Origin of the sequence: Streptomyces sp. NPDC007901, from assembly GCF_042959465.1 — a bacterium.
GTDB lineage: Bacteria > Actinomycetota > Actinomycetes > Streptomycetales > Streptomycetaceae > Streptomyces.
In genome coordinates this window covers 407,238-420,223 of the sequence record NZ_JBIBKW010000005.1, presented here as the reverse complement: position 1 = coordinate 420,223, position 12,986 = coordinate 407,238, and the positions used below count along the sequence as shown (strand labels likewise).

At 73.3% G+C, this 12,986-nt stretch carries 14 protein-coding genes; 8 read left to right on the top strand and 6 right to left on the bottom strand.

Going from position 1 to position 12,986, the window contains the following annotated elements:
• Window positions 1-113: 113 nt before the first annotated feature.
• The 8 genes from ACFZDK_RS19410 to hypE all read left to right on the top strand — a co-directional run bounded on the left by ACFZDK_RS19410 (window position 114) and on the right by hypE (window position 9,206).
• Window positions 114-1,304 carry an acyltransferase family protein gene (locus tag ACFZDK_RS19410; protein WP_390973922.1) on the top strand — a complete coding sequence of 397 codons (1,191 nt, stop codon included), beginning with the start codon at window positions 114-116 and terminating at the stop codon, window positions 1,302-1,304.
• Window positions 1,305-1,324: 20 nt separating this feature from the next.
• Window positions 1,325-2,995 (top strand): enoyl-CoA hydratase-related protein, encoded by a 1,671-nt coding sequence (locus ACFZDK_RS19405; RefSeq protein ID WP_390973920.1) that lies wholly within the window; start codon window positions 1,325-1,327, stop codon window positions 2,993-2,995.
• Window positions 2,992-3,573: a hydrogenase maturation protease gene (locus ACFZDK_RS19400; RefSeq protein WP_390973919.1), complete on the top strand. Its 582-nt coding sequence runs from the start codon at window positions 2,992-2,994 to the stop codon at window positions 3,571-3,573. The genes ACFZDK_RS19405 and ACFZDK_RS19400 overlap by 4 nt, the downstream gene beginning before the upstream one ends.
• A 66-nt stretch (window positions 3,574-3,639) precedes the next feature.
• Window positions 3,640-4,362, top strand: coding sequence for a hydrogenase nickel incorporation protein HypB (gene hypB / locus ACFZDK_RS19395; RefSeq protein ID WP_390973917.1), 723 nt, complete (start codon window positions 3,640-3,642; stop codon window positions 4,360-4,362).
• Window positions 4,359-6,719: a carbamoyltransferase HypF gene (hypF, locus tag ACFZDK_RS19390; protein ID WP_390973915.1), complete on the top strand. Its 2,361-nt coding sequence runs from the start codon at window positions 4,359-4,361 to the stop codon at window positions 6,717-6,719. Before hypB ends, hypF begins: the two co-directional genes overlap by 4 nt.
• Window positions 6,720-6,722: 3 nt before the next feature.
• Window positions 6,723-7,025, top strand: a complete 303-nt coding sequence (locus ACFZDK_RS19385) for a HypC/HybG/HupF family hydrogenase formation chaperone (protein ID WP_390973913.1) — start codon at window positions 6,723-6,725, stop codon at window positions 7,023-7,025.
• Complete coding sequence (hypD, locus tag ACFZDK_RS19380; protein ID WP_390973911.1) at window positions 7,022-8,149, top strand: hydrogenase formation protein HypD; 1,128 nt, start codon at window positions 7,022-7,024, stop codon at window positions 8,147-8,149. Before ACFZDK_RS19385 ends, hypD begins: the two co-directional genes overlap by 4 nt.
• Before the next feature lie 67 nt (window positions 8,150-8,216).
• Window positions 8,217-9,206, top strand: a complete 990-nt coding sequence (gene hypE, locus ACFZDK_RS19375; RefSeq protein WP_390974246.1) for a hydrogenase expression/formation protein HypE — start codon at window positions 8,217-8,219, stop codon at window positions 9,204-9,206.
• Window positions 9,207-9,259: 53 nt separating this feature from the next.
• Here the strand turns inward: hypE and hypA are convergent, their stop codons facing one another.
• Genes hypA through ACFZDK_RS19345 form a run of 6 tightly spaced genes read right to left on the bottom strand, consistent with a single transcriptional unit; the run spans window position 9,260 to window position 12,977 of the window.
• The gene (gene hypA, locus ACFZDK_RS19370) at window positions 9,260-9,598 is read right to left on the bottom strand and encodes a hydrogenase maturation nickel metallochaperone HypA (protein ID WP_390973909.1); all 339 of its coding nucleotides are present in this window, start codon (window positions 9,596-9,598) and stop codon (window positions 9,260-9,262) included.
• A gap of 7 nt (window positions 9,599-9,605) precedes the next feature.
• On the bottom strand, window positions 9,606-9,782 hold the full coding sequence (locus tag ACFZDK_RS19365; protein ID WP_355729391.1) for a hypothetical protein: 177 nt from the start codon (window positions 9,780-9,782) through the stop codon (window positions 9,606-9,608).
• 22 nt (window positions 9,783-9,804) lie between these two features.
• Window positions 9,805-10,011 carry a hypothetical protein gene (locus ACFZDK_RS19360; protein ID WP_355729389.1) on the bottom strand — a complete coding sequence of 69 codons (207 nt, stop codon included), beginning with the start codon at window positions 10,009-10,011 and terminating at the stop codon, window positions 9,805-9,807.
• Window positions 10,012-10,055: 44 nt separating this feature from the next.
• Window positions 10,056-10,652: a DUF5947 family protein gene (locus tag ACFZDK_RS19355; protein ID WP_390973906.1), complete on the bottom strand. Its 597-nt coding sequence runs from the start codon at window positions 10,650-10,652 to the stop codon at window positions 10,056-10,058.
• Complete coding sequence (locus ACFZDK_RS19350) at window positions 10,649-11,194, bottom strand: NifU family protein (protein WP_390973904.1); 546 nt, start codon at window positions 11,192-11,194, stop codon at window positions 10,649-10,651. Before ACFZDK_RS19350 ends, ACFZDK_RS19355 begins: the two co-directional genes overlap by 4 nt.
• Window positions 11,187-12,977, bottom strand: a complete 1,791-nt coding sequence (locus tag ACFZDK_RS19345; RefSeq protein ID WP_390973902.1) for a nickel-dependent hydrogenase large subunit — start codon at window positions 12,975-12,977, stop codon at window positions 11,187-11,189. The genes ACFZDK_RS19350 and ACFZDK_RS19345 overlap by 8 nt, the downstream gene beginning before the upstream one ends.
• Window positions 12,978-12,986: the final 9 nt, after the last annotated feature.

The window sequence follows — 12,986 nt, the reverse complement described above, 5'->3', positions numbered from 1 at the left end:
AAGGGTGGGTTTACGCCGTGGAAATCCGGAGAGCAGCGTGTCCGGAGCGATGCCCCCCGGGGCCTCCGCCCCGTCTTTGCCCCCGTCCCCCGTCGCTTTCCGAAGCGCATGTCGTGTGTGAGAGGTGTTCTGGTCTGTCCGGCTCCCGCGAGACCGCAGCCACAGTCGACGCGTCGCCCGCGCGGGTCGCGGACCGGACACCGGTCCCGCCGCCGCGCCCGGGCGAGGCGGCCAGGAGCGGCCCGCCGGGCGGGCGGGACGCCTACTTCGACAACGCGAAGTACCTGGCGATCGTGCTCGTGGCCGTCGGGCACGCCTGGGAGCCACTGCGCGCGGACAGCCGTACCGTCACCGCGCTCTACACCCTCGTCTACGCCTTCCACATGCCGGCGTTCATCGTCGTCTCCGGCTACTTCTCCCGCGGCTTCGACGCGAGCCCGGCCCGCATCCGGCGGCTGGTCACCGGCGTCGCGGTGCCCTATGTGGTGTTCGAGGTCGCCTACACCCTCTTCACCCGGTGGAGCGACCACGCCCCGGACCGCGACATCAGCCTGCTGGACCCCCTGTACCTCACCTGGTTCCTGGCGGCCCTGTTCCTGTGGCGGCTGACGACGCCGATCTGGCGGATCATGCGGTGGCCGCTGCCGGTAGCGCTCGCCGTCGCCATGCTGGCGAGCCTCTCCTCGTCCATCGGCAACGACCTCGATCTGCAGCGTGTGCTGCAGTTCCTGCCGTACTTCGTGCTCGGCCTGTGTCTGCGGCCGGAGCACTTCCGCCGGCTGCGCCGTTGGAGCGTGCGGATCTGCGCGGTCCCGGTCTTCGGCTGTGCGCTCGCCGTGGCGTACTGGTCGGTGCCGCGCTCGGGCTACCGCTGGTTCTTCCACCGCGACAGCGCCGAGCAGCTCGGCGTGCCCGCCTGGTACGGGCCCGTCATGACCCTCGCCACCTTCGGCTGCTCCCTGCTGCTGGTCGCCTGCTTCCTCGCCTGGGTCCCGGGCCGCCGCACCTGGTTCACCGCCCTCGGCGCGGGCACCCTCTACGGCTATCTGCTGCACGGCTTCCTCGCCCAGGGCGCCAAGCCCGCCCACTGGTACGACCCGGCCTGGATGCACGGCCCGCCGGGCGCGGTGACGGTCACCCTCGCCGCCGCCGCGGCGGTGACCGCGCTGTGCACCCCGCCGGTGCGCCGGGTCTTCCGGTGCGTGATGGAGCCCCGGATGGACTGGGCGTTCCGGAAGGAGGAGGGGCGGGCGCCGCAGGACGGGCGACGAAACGCCGCGCGGGTCCTTTCCGGAAGCCGCTGAAGCGGCGAATATGCCGCACCATGGACATTCTGCTCGTCGCAAGCGCGTTCAACAGCCTGTCCCAGCGGGTCTACGCCGAACTGTCCGACCTCGGCCACCGGGTGGACGTCGTCCTCGCCGCCCATGGCCCCGACGCCGTCCGGTCCGCGGTCCGGGACCGGAGCCCGGAGCTGATCATCGCGCCGATGCTCAAGACGGCGCTCCCCGAGGACGTCTGGCAGCGGCACACCTGTCTCGTCGTGCACCCGGGGCCGCTCGGCGACCGGGGCCCCTCCTCCCTCGACTGGGCCATCGCCGAACAGGCCCCCGACTGGGGGGTGACCGTCCTGCAGGCCGAGGCGGCCATGGACGCGGGCGCCGTCTGGGCGAGCGAGCCCTTCCCGGTGGAGCCGGTCGGCAAGAGCGACCTCTACCGCAACGAGGCCGCCGACGCCGCCCTCACCGCCGTCCACCAGGCCGTACGACGGTACGCGGAGGGCTCGTACAAGCCACGGTCGCAGAGCGGTGACGAGATCCGCGCCCGGGTCGTCTGGCGTGACGTCTTCCGTCAGACGCGGCGGCGGATCGACTGGGCGGCCGACGACACCGCGACGGTGCTGCGCAAACTGCGCGGGGCCGACTCCCAGCCCGGGGTGCTGGACGAGGTCCGCGACCGGGAGGTGTTCCTGCACGGGGGCCATCCCGAGGACCGGCTGCGGGGCCGCCCGGGCGAGCTGCTCGCCACCCGCGCGGGCGCCGTCTGCCGGGCCACCCGCGACGGCGCCGTATGGATCCCCGAGCTGCGCCCCCGGAAGAACTCCGGCGACCCGGCCCCCTTCCGCCGCCCCGCGGCCGACGTCCTCGCCGGCCCGGCCCTCCCCGAGGACCCCGCCCCGCTCGAACTGCCCGCGGACCGCCGTACCTGGACCGACATCCACTACCGTCGGCACGGCGACGTCGGCTTCGTCAGCTTCTCCTTGCCCGGCGGCGCGATGAGCACCGGCCACTGCCGCCGTCTGCTGGCCGCGTACGAGTACGCCCTCGCCCGGCCCACCCGGGTCCTGGTCCTCGGCGGCCGGCGCGACTTCTTCTCCAACGGCATCCACCTGAACGTCATCGAGGCCGCCCCCGACCCCGCCGCGGAGTCCTGGACCAACCTCAACGCGATGGACGACCTGGTCGAGGCCGTGCTGCGGACCACCGACCGGCTGGTGGTGGCCGCGCTCGGCGGCAACGCGGCGGCCGGCGGCGCCATGCTCGCCCTCGCCGCCGACGAGGTCTGGTGCCGCACCGGCGCCGTCCTCAACCCGCACTACCGGCGGATGGGCCTGTACGGCTCGGAGTTCTGGACGTACTCGCTGCCCCGCCGCGTCGGAGCGGACACGGCGGCGCGGCTGACGGACGAGGCACAGCCGGTGAGCGCCGCGACGGCCGCCCGGATGGGACTCGTCGACCTACTGGTACCGGTACCCGCGCAGGGGTTCACCGCAGAGGTCGAGCGGCTGGCCGCCGCACTCGCGGAGCGGCCCGACCTCGATCGCCGGATCGCCGCCAAGGCCGCGACACGCCGCGCCGACGAGGCGCAGCGGCCGCTCGCCGAGTACCGGAAGGACGAACTCGCCCGGATGCGGGCCCTGTTCTTCGACCCCACCGCCCCCTACCACGCGCTGCGCTCCGACTTCGTCCGCAAGGTCCCGGGCGGTGCCCGGTGACGCGGCTGCTGGTGGCGGGCGTCGGCAACATCTTCCTCGGCGACGACGCCTTCGGCCCCGAGGTGATCCGCGCCCTGGCCGAGCGCCCGCTGCCGCCCGGGGTGCGGGTCCGGGACTTCGGCATCCGCGGCATGGACCTCGCCTACGAACTGCTCGACGGCTGGACGGTCGCCGTACTCGTGGACGCGGCCGCACGCGGGCACCGGCCCGGCACCCTGTCGCTCGTCGAGCCGGAACCGCCCGACGGCGCCTCGGCCGCCCCGCCCGAGGCGCACGGCATGGACCCGGCGAAGGTCCTGGCCCTCGCCGCCCACCTCGGCGACGAACCCCTGCCCCGCGTCCTCGTCCTCGCCTGCGAGCCCGGCGCGCTGCCGCGCGGCGACGAGGACATCGCCCCCGGCCTCACCGGACCGGTCCGGGACGCGGTCGGGCGAGCCGTCGTCGCCCTGCACGCCCTGGTCCCGGCGCTGCTGGCGGATCCCCTGGTCACGCCCCCGTTGGACCGCCCGGAGGAATCCGCGGGCCCCGCCGCGGCCGGGCTCCCGCACCCGGCCGCCACCGGCGCGGAGGATCGCTAGCGGACCAGGACGAGGACCCACCCGTGCCACCGGTCCTTCCCCAGCCGAAGCGACCGAGGAGCACCCATGTGTCAGTCGGAGGAGGTCACCCGGGCCGTCCTGGCCAGGAACGACGGCCTCGCCGCCAGCCTGCGCGACGACCTGGCCGCGCGTGGGGTGAGCGTGGTGAACCTGCTCTCCAGCCCCGGCAGCGGCAAGACCGAACTGCTCGGCCGGGTGCTGGCCCGGGCCGGGGAGCGGGACGTCCCCGTCGCCGCCTTCACCGCCGACCTCGCCACCGAGAACGACGCCCGGCGGCTGGCCCGGTCGGGCGCGCCGGTCAAGCAGCTGCTGACCGACGGGCTGTGCCATCTGGAGGCCCGGCAGGTCCGCGGCCATCTGGAGGGCTGGCTGCCGGCGGACACCGCGCTGCTGTTCGTGGAGAACGTCGGCAACCTGGTCTGCCCGGCCTCCTACGACCTCGGCGAACACCTGCGGATCGTGCTGATGGCGGTCACCGAGGGCGAGGACAAGCCCGCCAAGTACCCCACCGCCTTCGGCTCCGCACACCTGGTCGTCCTCACCAAGACCGACCTCGCCGGACCGGCCGGCTTCGACGGGGCCGCCTTCGCCGAGCAGGTACGGCGGGTCAACCCCGGAGTGGAGATCGTGTCCACCTGCGCCCGCACCGGCGAGGGCGTCGACACCGTCCTCGACCGGGTGCTCGCCGTACGGGACGGAGTCCCCGCCCACCGGCCGCCCCTCGCCCCGCACCCGCACGGTCACGTCCATGCCCCGACCGCCTCGTGACGGCCCCCACCACGGCGGCGGCCGTCCGCCGGCGCATCACGGTGCGCGGCACCGTGCAGGGCGTGGGCTTCCGCCCGTACGTCCACCGCCTCGCCGCCGACCTGGCGCTCGCCGGATTCGTCGGCAACACCGCGAACGGCGTGCTCATCGAGGTGGAGGGGGCGCCGGCCGGGGTGGAGCGGTTCTGCGAGCGGCTCGCGGACGAGCCGCCGCCGCTGGCCACCGTGACCGCCGTGGGCGTCGAGGAGGTACCCGCCACCGGGGCGGACAGTGGGTTCACCATCCGCGCCACCGAGGAGTCGTCCCCGGGCCGCGCGCTCCTCCCGCCCGACACCGCGACCTGCCCCGACTGCCTGCGCGAGCTGGCCGACCCCGCCGACCGCCGGCACCGGCACCCCTTCATCACCTGCACCCACTGCGGACCCCGCTTCACCATCGCCACCGGCATGCCCTACGACCGCGCGGTCACCACCATGTCCGGCTTCCCCCTGTGCCCGAACTGCGCCCGCGAGTACGACGCCCCCGCCGACCGGCGCTTCCACGCCCAGCCCGTCGCCTGCCCCGACTGCGGACCCCGGCTGCGGCTGGTGCCCGCCGCGGGCAGCGGGGTGCGGGCCGCCCGCGACGGCGACGCCCTGGCCCGGGCTCGGGAACTGCTCGCCGCCGGGCGGATCGTCGCCGTGAAGGGCATCGGCGGCTACCACCTGGCCTGCGACGCCTCCAACGCGCGGGCCGTCGAGACCCTGCGGACCCGGAAGGCGCGCGGCGACAAGCCGTTCGCGGTGATGTGCGCGGACCTCGCCCAGGCGGAGCGGATCGCCGTGGTCGGGGCCGCGGAGCGGACGGCGCTCGCCGGCCCCCGGCGGCCCATCGTCCTGCTCCGCCCCCGCCACGGGGTGCGGCTGGCCCCCGGCGTCTGCCCGGGCAGCCCGCACCTCGGCGTGATGCTGCCCTACACCCCCGTCCACACCCTCCTGTTCGGCCTCCCCGGCGACCCGCCCGGCCCGCGCGTCCTCGTCATGACCAGCGGCAACCGCTCGGGCGAGCCCATCGTCACGGACGACGAGGAGGCGCTGACCCGGTTGTTCGGACTGGCCGACGCCTGGCTCGCCCACGACCGGCCGATCGCCTCGCCCTGCGACGACTCCCTGCTGCGGGTCCGCGCCGACGGCACCGAACAGGTACTGCGCCGCTCCCGCGGCTACGCCCCGCGCCCGCTGCGGCTGCCCGTCCCGGTGCGGCCCGCGCTGGCGGTCGGCGGCGACCTGAAGAACGCGCTGTGCGTCGGAGAGGGCGACCTGGCCTGGTTCGGTCCGCACATCGGCGACATGGGCGACCTGGCCACCCTGGAGGCCGCCGTCCGGGCCGAACGGCATCTGCACCGGCTGACCGGAGTCCGCCCGGAACTCGTCGCCGCCGACCGCCACCCCGGCTACCACTCCGCCGCCTGGGCCCGCCGCCGCGCCGCCCAACTCCCGGTGCGGAAACCGGTGTTCGTCCAGCACCACCACGCCCACATCGCCGCCGCGATGGCCGAGGCGGGCCTGGACGGCACCGCCCCCGTCATCGGGGTCGCCTTCGACGGCACCGGCTACGGAGACGACGGCACCGTCTGGGGCGGCGAGGTGCTCGTCGCCGACTACACCGGTTACCGGCGCCTCGCCCATCTCGCCCCGGCGCCGCTGCCCGGCGGGGACGCGGGCGTGGCCAACCCGTGCCGGACGGCACTGGCCCGGCTGTGGGCGGCCGGACTGCCCTGGGACCCGGACCTGCCCAGTCTCGCCGCCTGCTCCCGCGAGGAACTCAGGCTACTGGCACGGCAGTTGCCCAGTCAGGTCGGCTGTGTGGCCACCTCCAGCATGGGCCGGCTCTTCGACGCCGTGTCCTCCCTCGCGGGCGTCTGCCACCGCGCCGGGTACGAGGCCCAGGCCGCCCTGGAACTGGAGGCGCAGGCCCGCCTGGCCTGGGACGCGGACCCGGCCGCGTACCGCTTCGGCGACCGCTTCGACCCGGCCCCCGCGCTGCACGCGATCGTCACCGACCGGCGCCAGGGCGTCCCGGTGCCGGTGATCGCGGCCCGCTTCCACCGCGGTGTCGCCCGGGCGGTCCTGGACGTCTGCCGCGCGGCCCGCCGGGCCACCGGCCTGACCACCGTCGCCCTCACCGGGGGCGTCTTCGCCAACGCCCTGCTCGAGGGCGCGAGTACGGACCTGCTGCGCGGCGACGGATTCACGGTCCTGCTGCACGGCGAGGTCCCGCCCAACGACGGCGGCCTGGCACTCGGGCAGCTGGTGGTCGCGGCCCACGAACGACCCGACCACGACCGACGTACCCGATTCAGCGACGAGACGGAGTGACCCATGTGTTTGGCAGTGCCCGGCAGAGTCGTGAGCATCGACGACACGGCCGATCCGCTCACCGGCCTGATCGACTTCGGCGGAGTGCAGAAGCAGGCGTGCCTGGAGTACGTCTCCGACGTGCGGGTGGGGGAGTACGTCATCGTCCACGTGGGCTTCGCCCTGCAGCGACTCGACGAGGAGTCGGCCCTGGCCTCCCTCAAGCTCTTCGAGGAACTGGGGCTCCTGGAAGAGGAGTTCGGTGACGCCTGGCAGCAGGCGGCCCGGCAGGCGGCTCCGGAGACCGAGGGGAGCGAGTCCCGGTGAAGTACCTCGACGAGTTCAACGACCCCCAGCTGGCCCGCCGGCTGCTCGACGACATCCGGGCCACCGTCACCCGGCCCTGGGCCCTGATGGAGGTCTGCGGCGGCCAGACCCACTCGATCATCCGGCACGGCATCGACCAACTCCTTCCCAAGGAGGTCGAGTTGATCCACGGACCCGGCTGCCCGGTCTGTGTGACCCCGCTGGAGTGCATCGACAAGGCGCTGGAGATCGCCGCCCGCCCCGACGTGATCTTCTGCTCCTTCGGCGACATGCTCCGGGTCCCCGGCACCGACCGGGACCTGTTCCGGGTCAAGGGCGAGGGCGGCGACGTCCGCGTGGTCTACTCACCGCTCGACGCGCTCCAGCTCGCCCGGCGCCACCCGGACCGGCAGGTGGTGTTCTTCGCCATCGGCTTCGAGACCACCGCCCCCGCCAACGCCATGGCCGTCCACCAGGCCAGGCGCCTGGGCCTGACCAACTTCACCCTGCTGGTCTCCCACGTCCGGGTCCCCCCGGCCGTCGAGGCCATCATGACCGCCCCCGCCTGCCGGGTGCAGGGCTTCCTGGCCGCCGGGCACGTGTGCAGCGTGATGGGCATGGCCGAGTACCCGGAACTGGCCGAACGGCACCGGGTCCCCATCGTCGTCACCGGGTTCGAACCGCTCGACATCCTGGAGGGCATCCGCCGCACGGTGGGCCAGCTGGAGCGCGGCGAGCACCGGGTGGAGAACGCCTACGCCCGGGCCGTCCGCCCGGACGGCAACCCGGCCGCGATCGCCATGATCGAGGAGGTCTTCGAGGTCACCGACCGCAACTGGCGGGGCATCGGCCGCATCCCCGCCAGCGGCTGGCGGCTCAGCGAGGCCTACCGGGCCTTCGACGCCGAGCACCGCTTCGACGTCACCGGCATTCGCACCGAGGAACCGGCCGAGTGCCGCGCCGGCGAGGTCCTGCAGGGGCTCATCAAGCCCACCGACTGCGCGGCTTTCGGCACCACCTGCACCCCGCGCACCCCGCTCGGCGCCACCATGGTCTCCAGCGAGGGCGCCTGCGCCGCCTACTACCTCTACCGCCGGATGTCCGAACCGGCCCTTGCGCGCGAGGAGATGAACCCCGTTGGCTGAGCAGACCGTAGTCGACCCTGCGAGCTGGAGCTGTCCGGCGCCGATCCGCGACCAGCCGGTCGTGGTGATGGGCCACGGCGGCGGGGGCGCCCTCTCCGCCGAACTGATCGAGCAGGTCTTCACCCCCGCCTACGGCAACGCCCTGCTCGCCGGGATGACCGACTCGGCCGTCCTGCACCTCGGCGGTGCCCGGCTCGCCCTCTCCACCGACTCCTACGTCGTACGGCCGCTCTTCTTCCCCGGCGGCTGCCTCGGCGACCTCGCCGTCAACGGCACGGTCAACGACCTGGCGATGAGCGGCGCCCGGCCCGCCTATCTCTCCGCCGCGTTCGTCCTGGAAGAGGGCGTGGAGCTGGCCGTCGTCGAGCGCATCGCGCGGGCCATGGGGGCGGCGGCCGAGACCGCCGGGGTCACCATCGCCACCGGCGACACCAAGGTGGTCGAGGCCGGACACGGGGACGGCGTGTACGTCACCACCGCCGGGGTCGGCCTGGTGCCCGAGCGGGTCGACATCCGGCCGCAGCGGGCCCGGCCCGGGGACGCCGTGATCGTCAGCGGGCCGATCGGCCTGCACGGGGTCGCCGTACTGAGCGTGCGCGAGGGGCTGGAGTTCGGCGTCGAGATCGCCAGCGACACCGCCCCGCTGGCCGACCTGGTGGCGACCATGCTGGACGTCACTCCGGACGTCCACGTCCTGCGCGATCCGACGCGCGGCGGGCTTGCCGCCTCGCTGAACGAGATCGCCCGCGCCTCGGGAACGGGGGTGCGGCTCGACGAGCGGGCGATCCCGGTGCCGGACGCGGTCGCCAACGCCTGCGGCTTCCTCGGGCTCGACCCGCTCTACGTCGCCAACGAGGGCCGCCTGGTGGCCTTCGTCCCGCAGACGGAGGCCGAGGCCGTGCTGGACGCCATGCGCGCCCATCCGCAGGGGGCGGGAGCGGCCCGCATCGGGCAGTGCGTGACCGAGCACCCCGGCATGGTCGTGGTCGCCACCGGCCTGGGCGGCACCCGCGTCGTCGACATGCCGCTCGGGGAGCAGCTGCCCCGGATCTGCTGAGGGGGGCGCGAGGAGCCCGCCGGTGCCCCGGTCCGCCCGGGGCACCGGCGGGCTCACTCGACCGCGGTGATCTCCAGCTCCCGGCCGCTGCGCAGCTCGGTGGAGGGCTGGTCGCAGTGCGGGCACCAGAAGAACGGCGGCATGCCCACCGCGAACTCCTCGGCGCACGGGCCGCACCAGGCCTGTGCGGACACCTGCTCGACGACGAGCCGCGCGTCCGCCAGGGCCGTGCCGTCGCGGGCCACCTCGAAGGCGAAGGTCAGTGCGTCGGGGACGACTCCGGACAGTTCGCCGACCCGGACGGACACCGTCGACACGGTGTCCGCCCCGTCCGTCCGGGCCCACTGGTCGGCCTGCTCCACGATCGCGGTCGCGATCGACAGTTCGTGCACGCCGGACTCACGGATACCGGTTGCCCGCGCGCAGGCCACCGGCGATGCGCCAGATCTTCAGCTCACGCACGAGGCTGGGCAGCTGGCTGACGGCCAGCGCCAGGACCAGCGCGCTGACCACGGCGACCTCGGCGGTCAGCACGCGCTGAGCCGTCGTTCCTGCTCTTTTCCGTTGGATCAACATCCGGGGAACTCCCTGATCTGTGTCATCCCGGCGGGATGTTCGGCATGACGTCCAGGAGGACGTCGTGACGTTTCCAGTCGATGTTGGTCGAGCGCCGCGCGTCGGCGGTGCCGTCCTGGTGGTGTCCGGTCTGTTTCTTGTAAGGCCCCTCGTTGCCCTGGTGTATGCCGGGCACGTGGGACGGCGTGTCGGGCCTTGCCTGGGCTCGGCCCACTCTGATGTTGCCCATGCGGTTTCTCCTTCCTGTGCTGCCGTTCGTCGAGGCCGCTCGGCTCAGGGCCGCTCGGTGAGCTCCTCGAAGAAACGCTCCACGGCCGGCCACATCCGGCCGCCGCCGGAGAGCCCGCGCCATTCCCGGCGGACCACGGCGAGCATGCGGAAGCAGTCGTCGACCGGGACGATCCAGTGGTGGTCCAGGCCGTGGACCGTGTTGACCAGCAGCGCCTCGACATCGGGGGCCATGCCGGCCAGCGGCGGGCAGCCCGCGACCGCCCGCTGCCAGGCCGCCGCGTCCACCTGCCAGCGCATGGCCCCCGCCGGGCTCGGCCCCTCCGCCGTGACCGAGCCGTCGGCCCGCGGGATGAAGAAGACCAGGCCGACCGGGACCCCGAGGGCCGCGGTGTCGACCTTCGGGAGGCGGACCCGGCGGGTGGGGATCAGCCGGAAGTGGCCCTCGCCCTGGGGGGTCTCGGCGAACAGCACCGAGCAGGGACGGCAGGCACAGCGGACCTCCGCCTGCCCGGTGTCGTACAGATGCGCGTGGTCGGCGGAGACCGGGGCGGCGCACAGGTCGCACACCTCCGCCTCCGCGGCCGGCCGGTGGTCGGCGGCGGAGCGGATGAGGCGGGCCAGAGCTCCGTCGGTGGTCACCGGGCCTCCTGTGGCCGGCGCAGCGAGTCCAGCGGGACGAAGGCGGGCGCCGGAGCCTGCGGCAGCGGCTGCACGTCGGACAGCTCGGGGGCCGCGGCGAGCACTGCCTCCCGGACCGCGTCGGTCACCTCCGTGGTACCTCCGCCGCACCCGGAGCCGCAACCGCTGCCGGCGGCCAGCCGCACCCGGCCCACCTCGCCCTCCACCCCGGCCCACTCGACGTCGCCGCCGCGCTCCCGTACCGCCGGGCGCAGCCGCTCGACCGCGCGGGCGGCCCGGCGCTCGGGGGAGTCGGGGTGGATGTCGTGCAGGACCAGGAGGTGGTCGAGCAGTTCGTCGGCGGCCAGGCGGTCGGCCAGCGGCGCGTCCGCCCGGTCGAGGACCCGGGCCAGCGCCTCGCCGTAGACCTCGGTCAGCAGGCGCACCGCCTCGACGGCGGAGCTGCCGGTCGGGCCCGGAGCGGACTCCAGGCCCTCCAGCAGCGAGTCGAGACGGGCCAGCCGGGCCTCGACCGCCGGGCCGTCGAGCCGGCCCTCAGCCATGGTTCGCCCCGTACGTCGGCGAGTGCGTGACCGTCAGCGTCTTGCCCTTGCCCGTGTACATGTGGACACCGCACGGCAGACAGGGGTCGAAGCTGCGGACCGTGCGCATGATGTCGACGCCCTTGAAGTCGTCCGGGCCGTTCTCCTCGAAGATCGGCTGGTTCATGACGGCGTCCTCGTACGGGCCGGGGGTGCCGAACTTGTCGCGAGGGCTGGCGTTCCACGGGGTCGGCGGGTACGGGTGGTAGTTGGCGATCTTCTTGTCCTTGATCACCAGGTGGTGGGAGAGGACCCCGCGCACGGCCTCGTGGAAGCCGCAGCCGATCGCCTCGTCCGGCACCTCGAAGTCCTCGAACACCTTGGTGTCGCCGGACCGCACCAGGCCCATCGCCTCGTCCAGGAACTGCAGGGCCATCGCCGCCGCGTAGGCGACGAAGTACGGCCGGGCGCGGTCCCGTTCGAGGGTGTTGGACCACTTCGGGATCTTCCACTCCAGCGTGGTCTCCGGCAGGGTCGCGCCCTTGGGCAGCGAGATGCGGACGCTGTGTCCGGTGGCCTTGATGTACGGCGTGTCGACCAGGCCGTTCAGCGCGGTCGACCAGAGCCGGGCCAGCGGGCCGCCGCCGGTGTCCAGGGCGAGGTGGTCGCCGGTGCGCTGGTCGAACCAGCGGGGGCTCATCACCCAGCTGTAGTTGCCCTCGAAGTCCCGCTTCTGCGGCACCGGAAGGGTCGTCTGGTTCCACGGGTGCCGCATGTCGACCGGGTTGCCGAGCGGGTCGTGGGTGACGAACGGGTCCTCGTTGACCCAGTCCTCGTAGAACGAGGAGCCCAGCATGATCCGCAGGCCGAGGTTGATGTCGACCAGGTTGTTGGTGACCAGCTTGCCGTCGACCACGATGCCCGGGGTGACGTACATCGCCTTGCCCCAGCGGTCCATGTTCTCGTACTTGTAGTCGACGACCTTCGGGTCCTGCCAGGCGCCCCAGCAGCCGAGCAGGATGCGGCGCTTGCCGACCTCCTCGTAGCCGGGCAGCGCCTCGTAGAAGAAGTCGAAGACGTCGTCGTTCATGGCGACGGCCTTCTTCACGAAGTCGATGACGTGCATCAGCCGGCTGAGGTAGTCGGTGAACGCGGTCGGTGACGGCATGGTGCCGACACCGCCCGGATAGAGCGTGGAGGGGTGCACATGGCGGCCCTCCATCAGGCAGAACATCTCGCGGGTGGTCCGGGAGACCTTCAGGGCCTCCTTGTAGACCTCGCCCTCGAAGGGGTTGAAGGCCTTCATGATGTCCGCGATGGTCCGGTAGCCGTGGATGTCACCGCGCGGTGCGGTGGTCTTCTGCGCGCGGGCCAGGACGCTCGGGTTGGTGGCCTTGACCATCTGTTCGCAGAAGTCCACGAAGACCAGGTTGTCCTGGAAGATCGTGTGGTCGAACATGTACTCGGCCGCTTCGCCGAGGTTGACGATGTGCTCGGCGAGCGGCGGTGGCTTGACGCCGTACGCCATCTGCTGGGCGTAGTCGGAGCAGGTGGTGTGGTTGTCGCCGCAGATGCCGCAGATGCGGGAGGTGATGAAGCCCGCGTCGCGCGGGTCCTTCCCCTTCATGAAGACGGAGTAGCCGCGGAAGAGGGAGGAGGTGCTGTGGCACTCCACCACCTCCCGGTTGGCGAAGTCGATCTTCGTGTAGATGCCCAGGTTTCCGATGATCCGGGTGATCGGATCCCAGGACATGTCCACGATCTGCGCGGGCTTGCGCCCCTTCTGCCGGGCCTCGGTTGTCATCGGCGTTCG

Coding starts and splice junctions, on each gene's coding strand:
- ACFZDK_RS19405 (WP_390973920.1), top strand. CDS start 1,325: ATGGACATTCTGCTCGTCGCAAGCGCGTTCAACAGCCTGTCCCAGCGG.
- hypB (WP_390973917.1), top strand. CDS start 3,640: ATGTGTCAGTCGGAGGAGGTCACCCGGGCCGTCCTGGCCAGGAACGAC.
- ACFZDK_RS19385 (WP_390973913.1), top strand. CDS start 6,723: ATGTGTTTGGCAGTGCCCGGCAGAGTCGTGAGCATCGACGACACGGCC.
- hypE (WP_390974246.1), top strand. CDS start 8,217: ATGGGCCACGGCGGCGGGGGCGCCCTCTCCGCCGAACTGATCGAGCAG.
- ACFZDK_RS19365 (WP_355729391.1), bottom strand. CDS start 9,782: ATGTTGATCCAACGGAAAAGAGCAGGAACGACGGCTCAGCGCGTGCTG.
- ACFZDK_RS19360 (WP_355729389.1), bottom strand. CDS start 10,011: ATGGGCAACATCAGAGTGGGCCGAGCCCAGGCAAGGCCCGACACGCCG.
- ACFZDK_RS19350 (WP_390973904.1), bottom strand. CDS start 11,194: ATGGCTGAGGGCCGGCTCGACGGCCCGGCGGTCGAGGCCCGGCTGGCC.
- ACFZDK_RS19345 (WP_390973902.1), bottom strand. CDS start 12,977: ATGACAACCGAGGCCCGGCAGAAGGGGCGCAAGCCCGCGCAGATCGTG.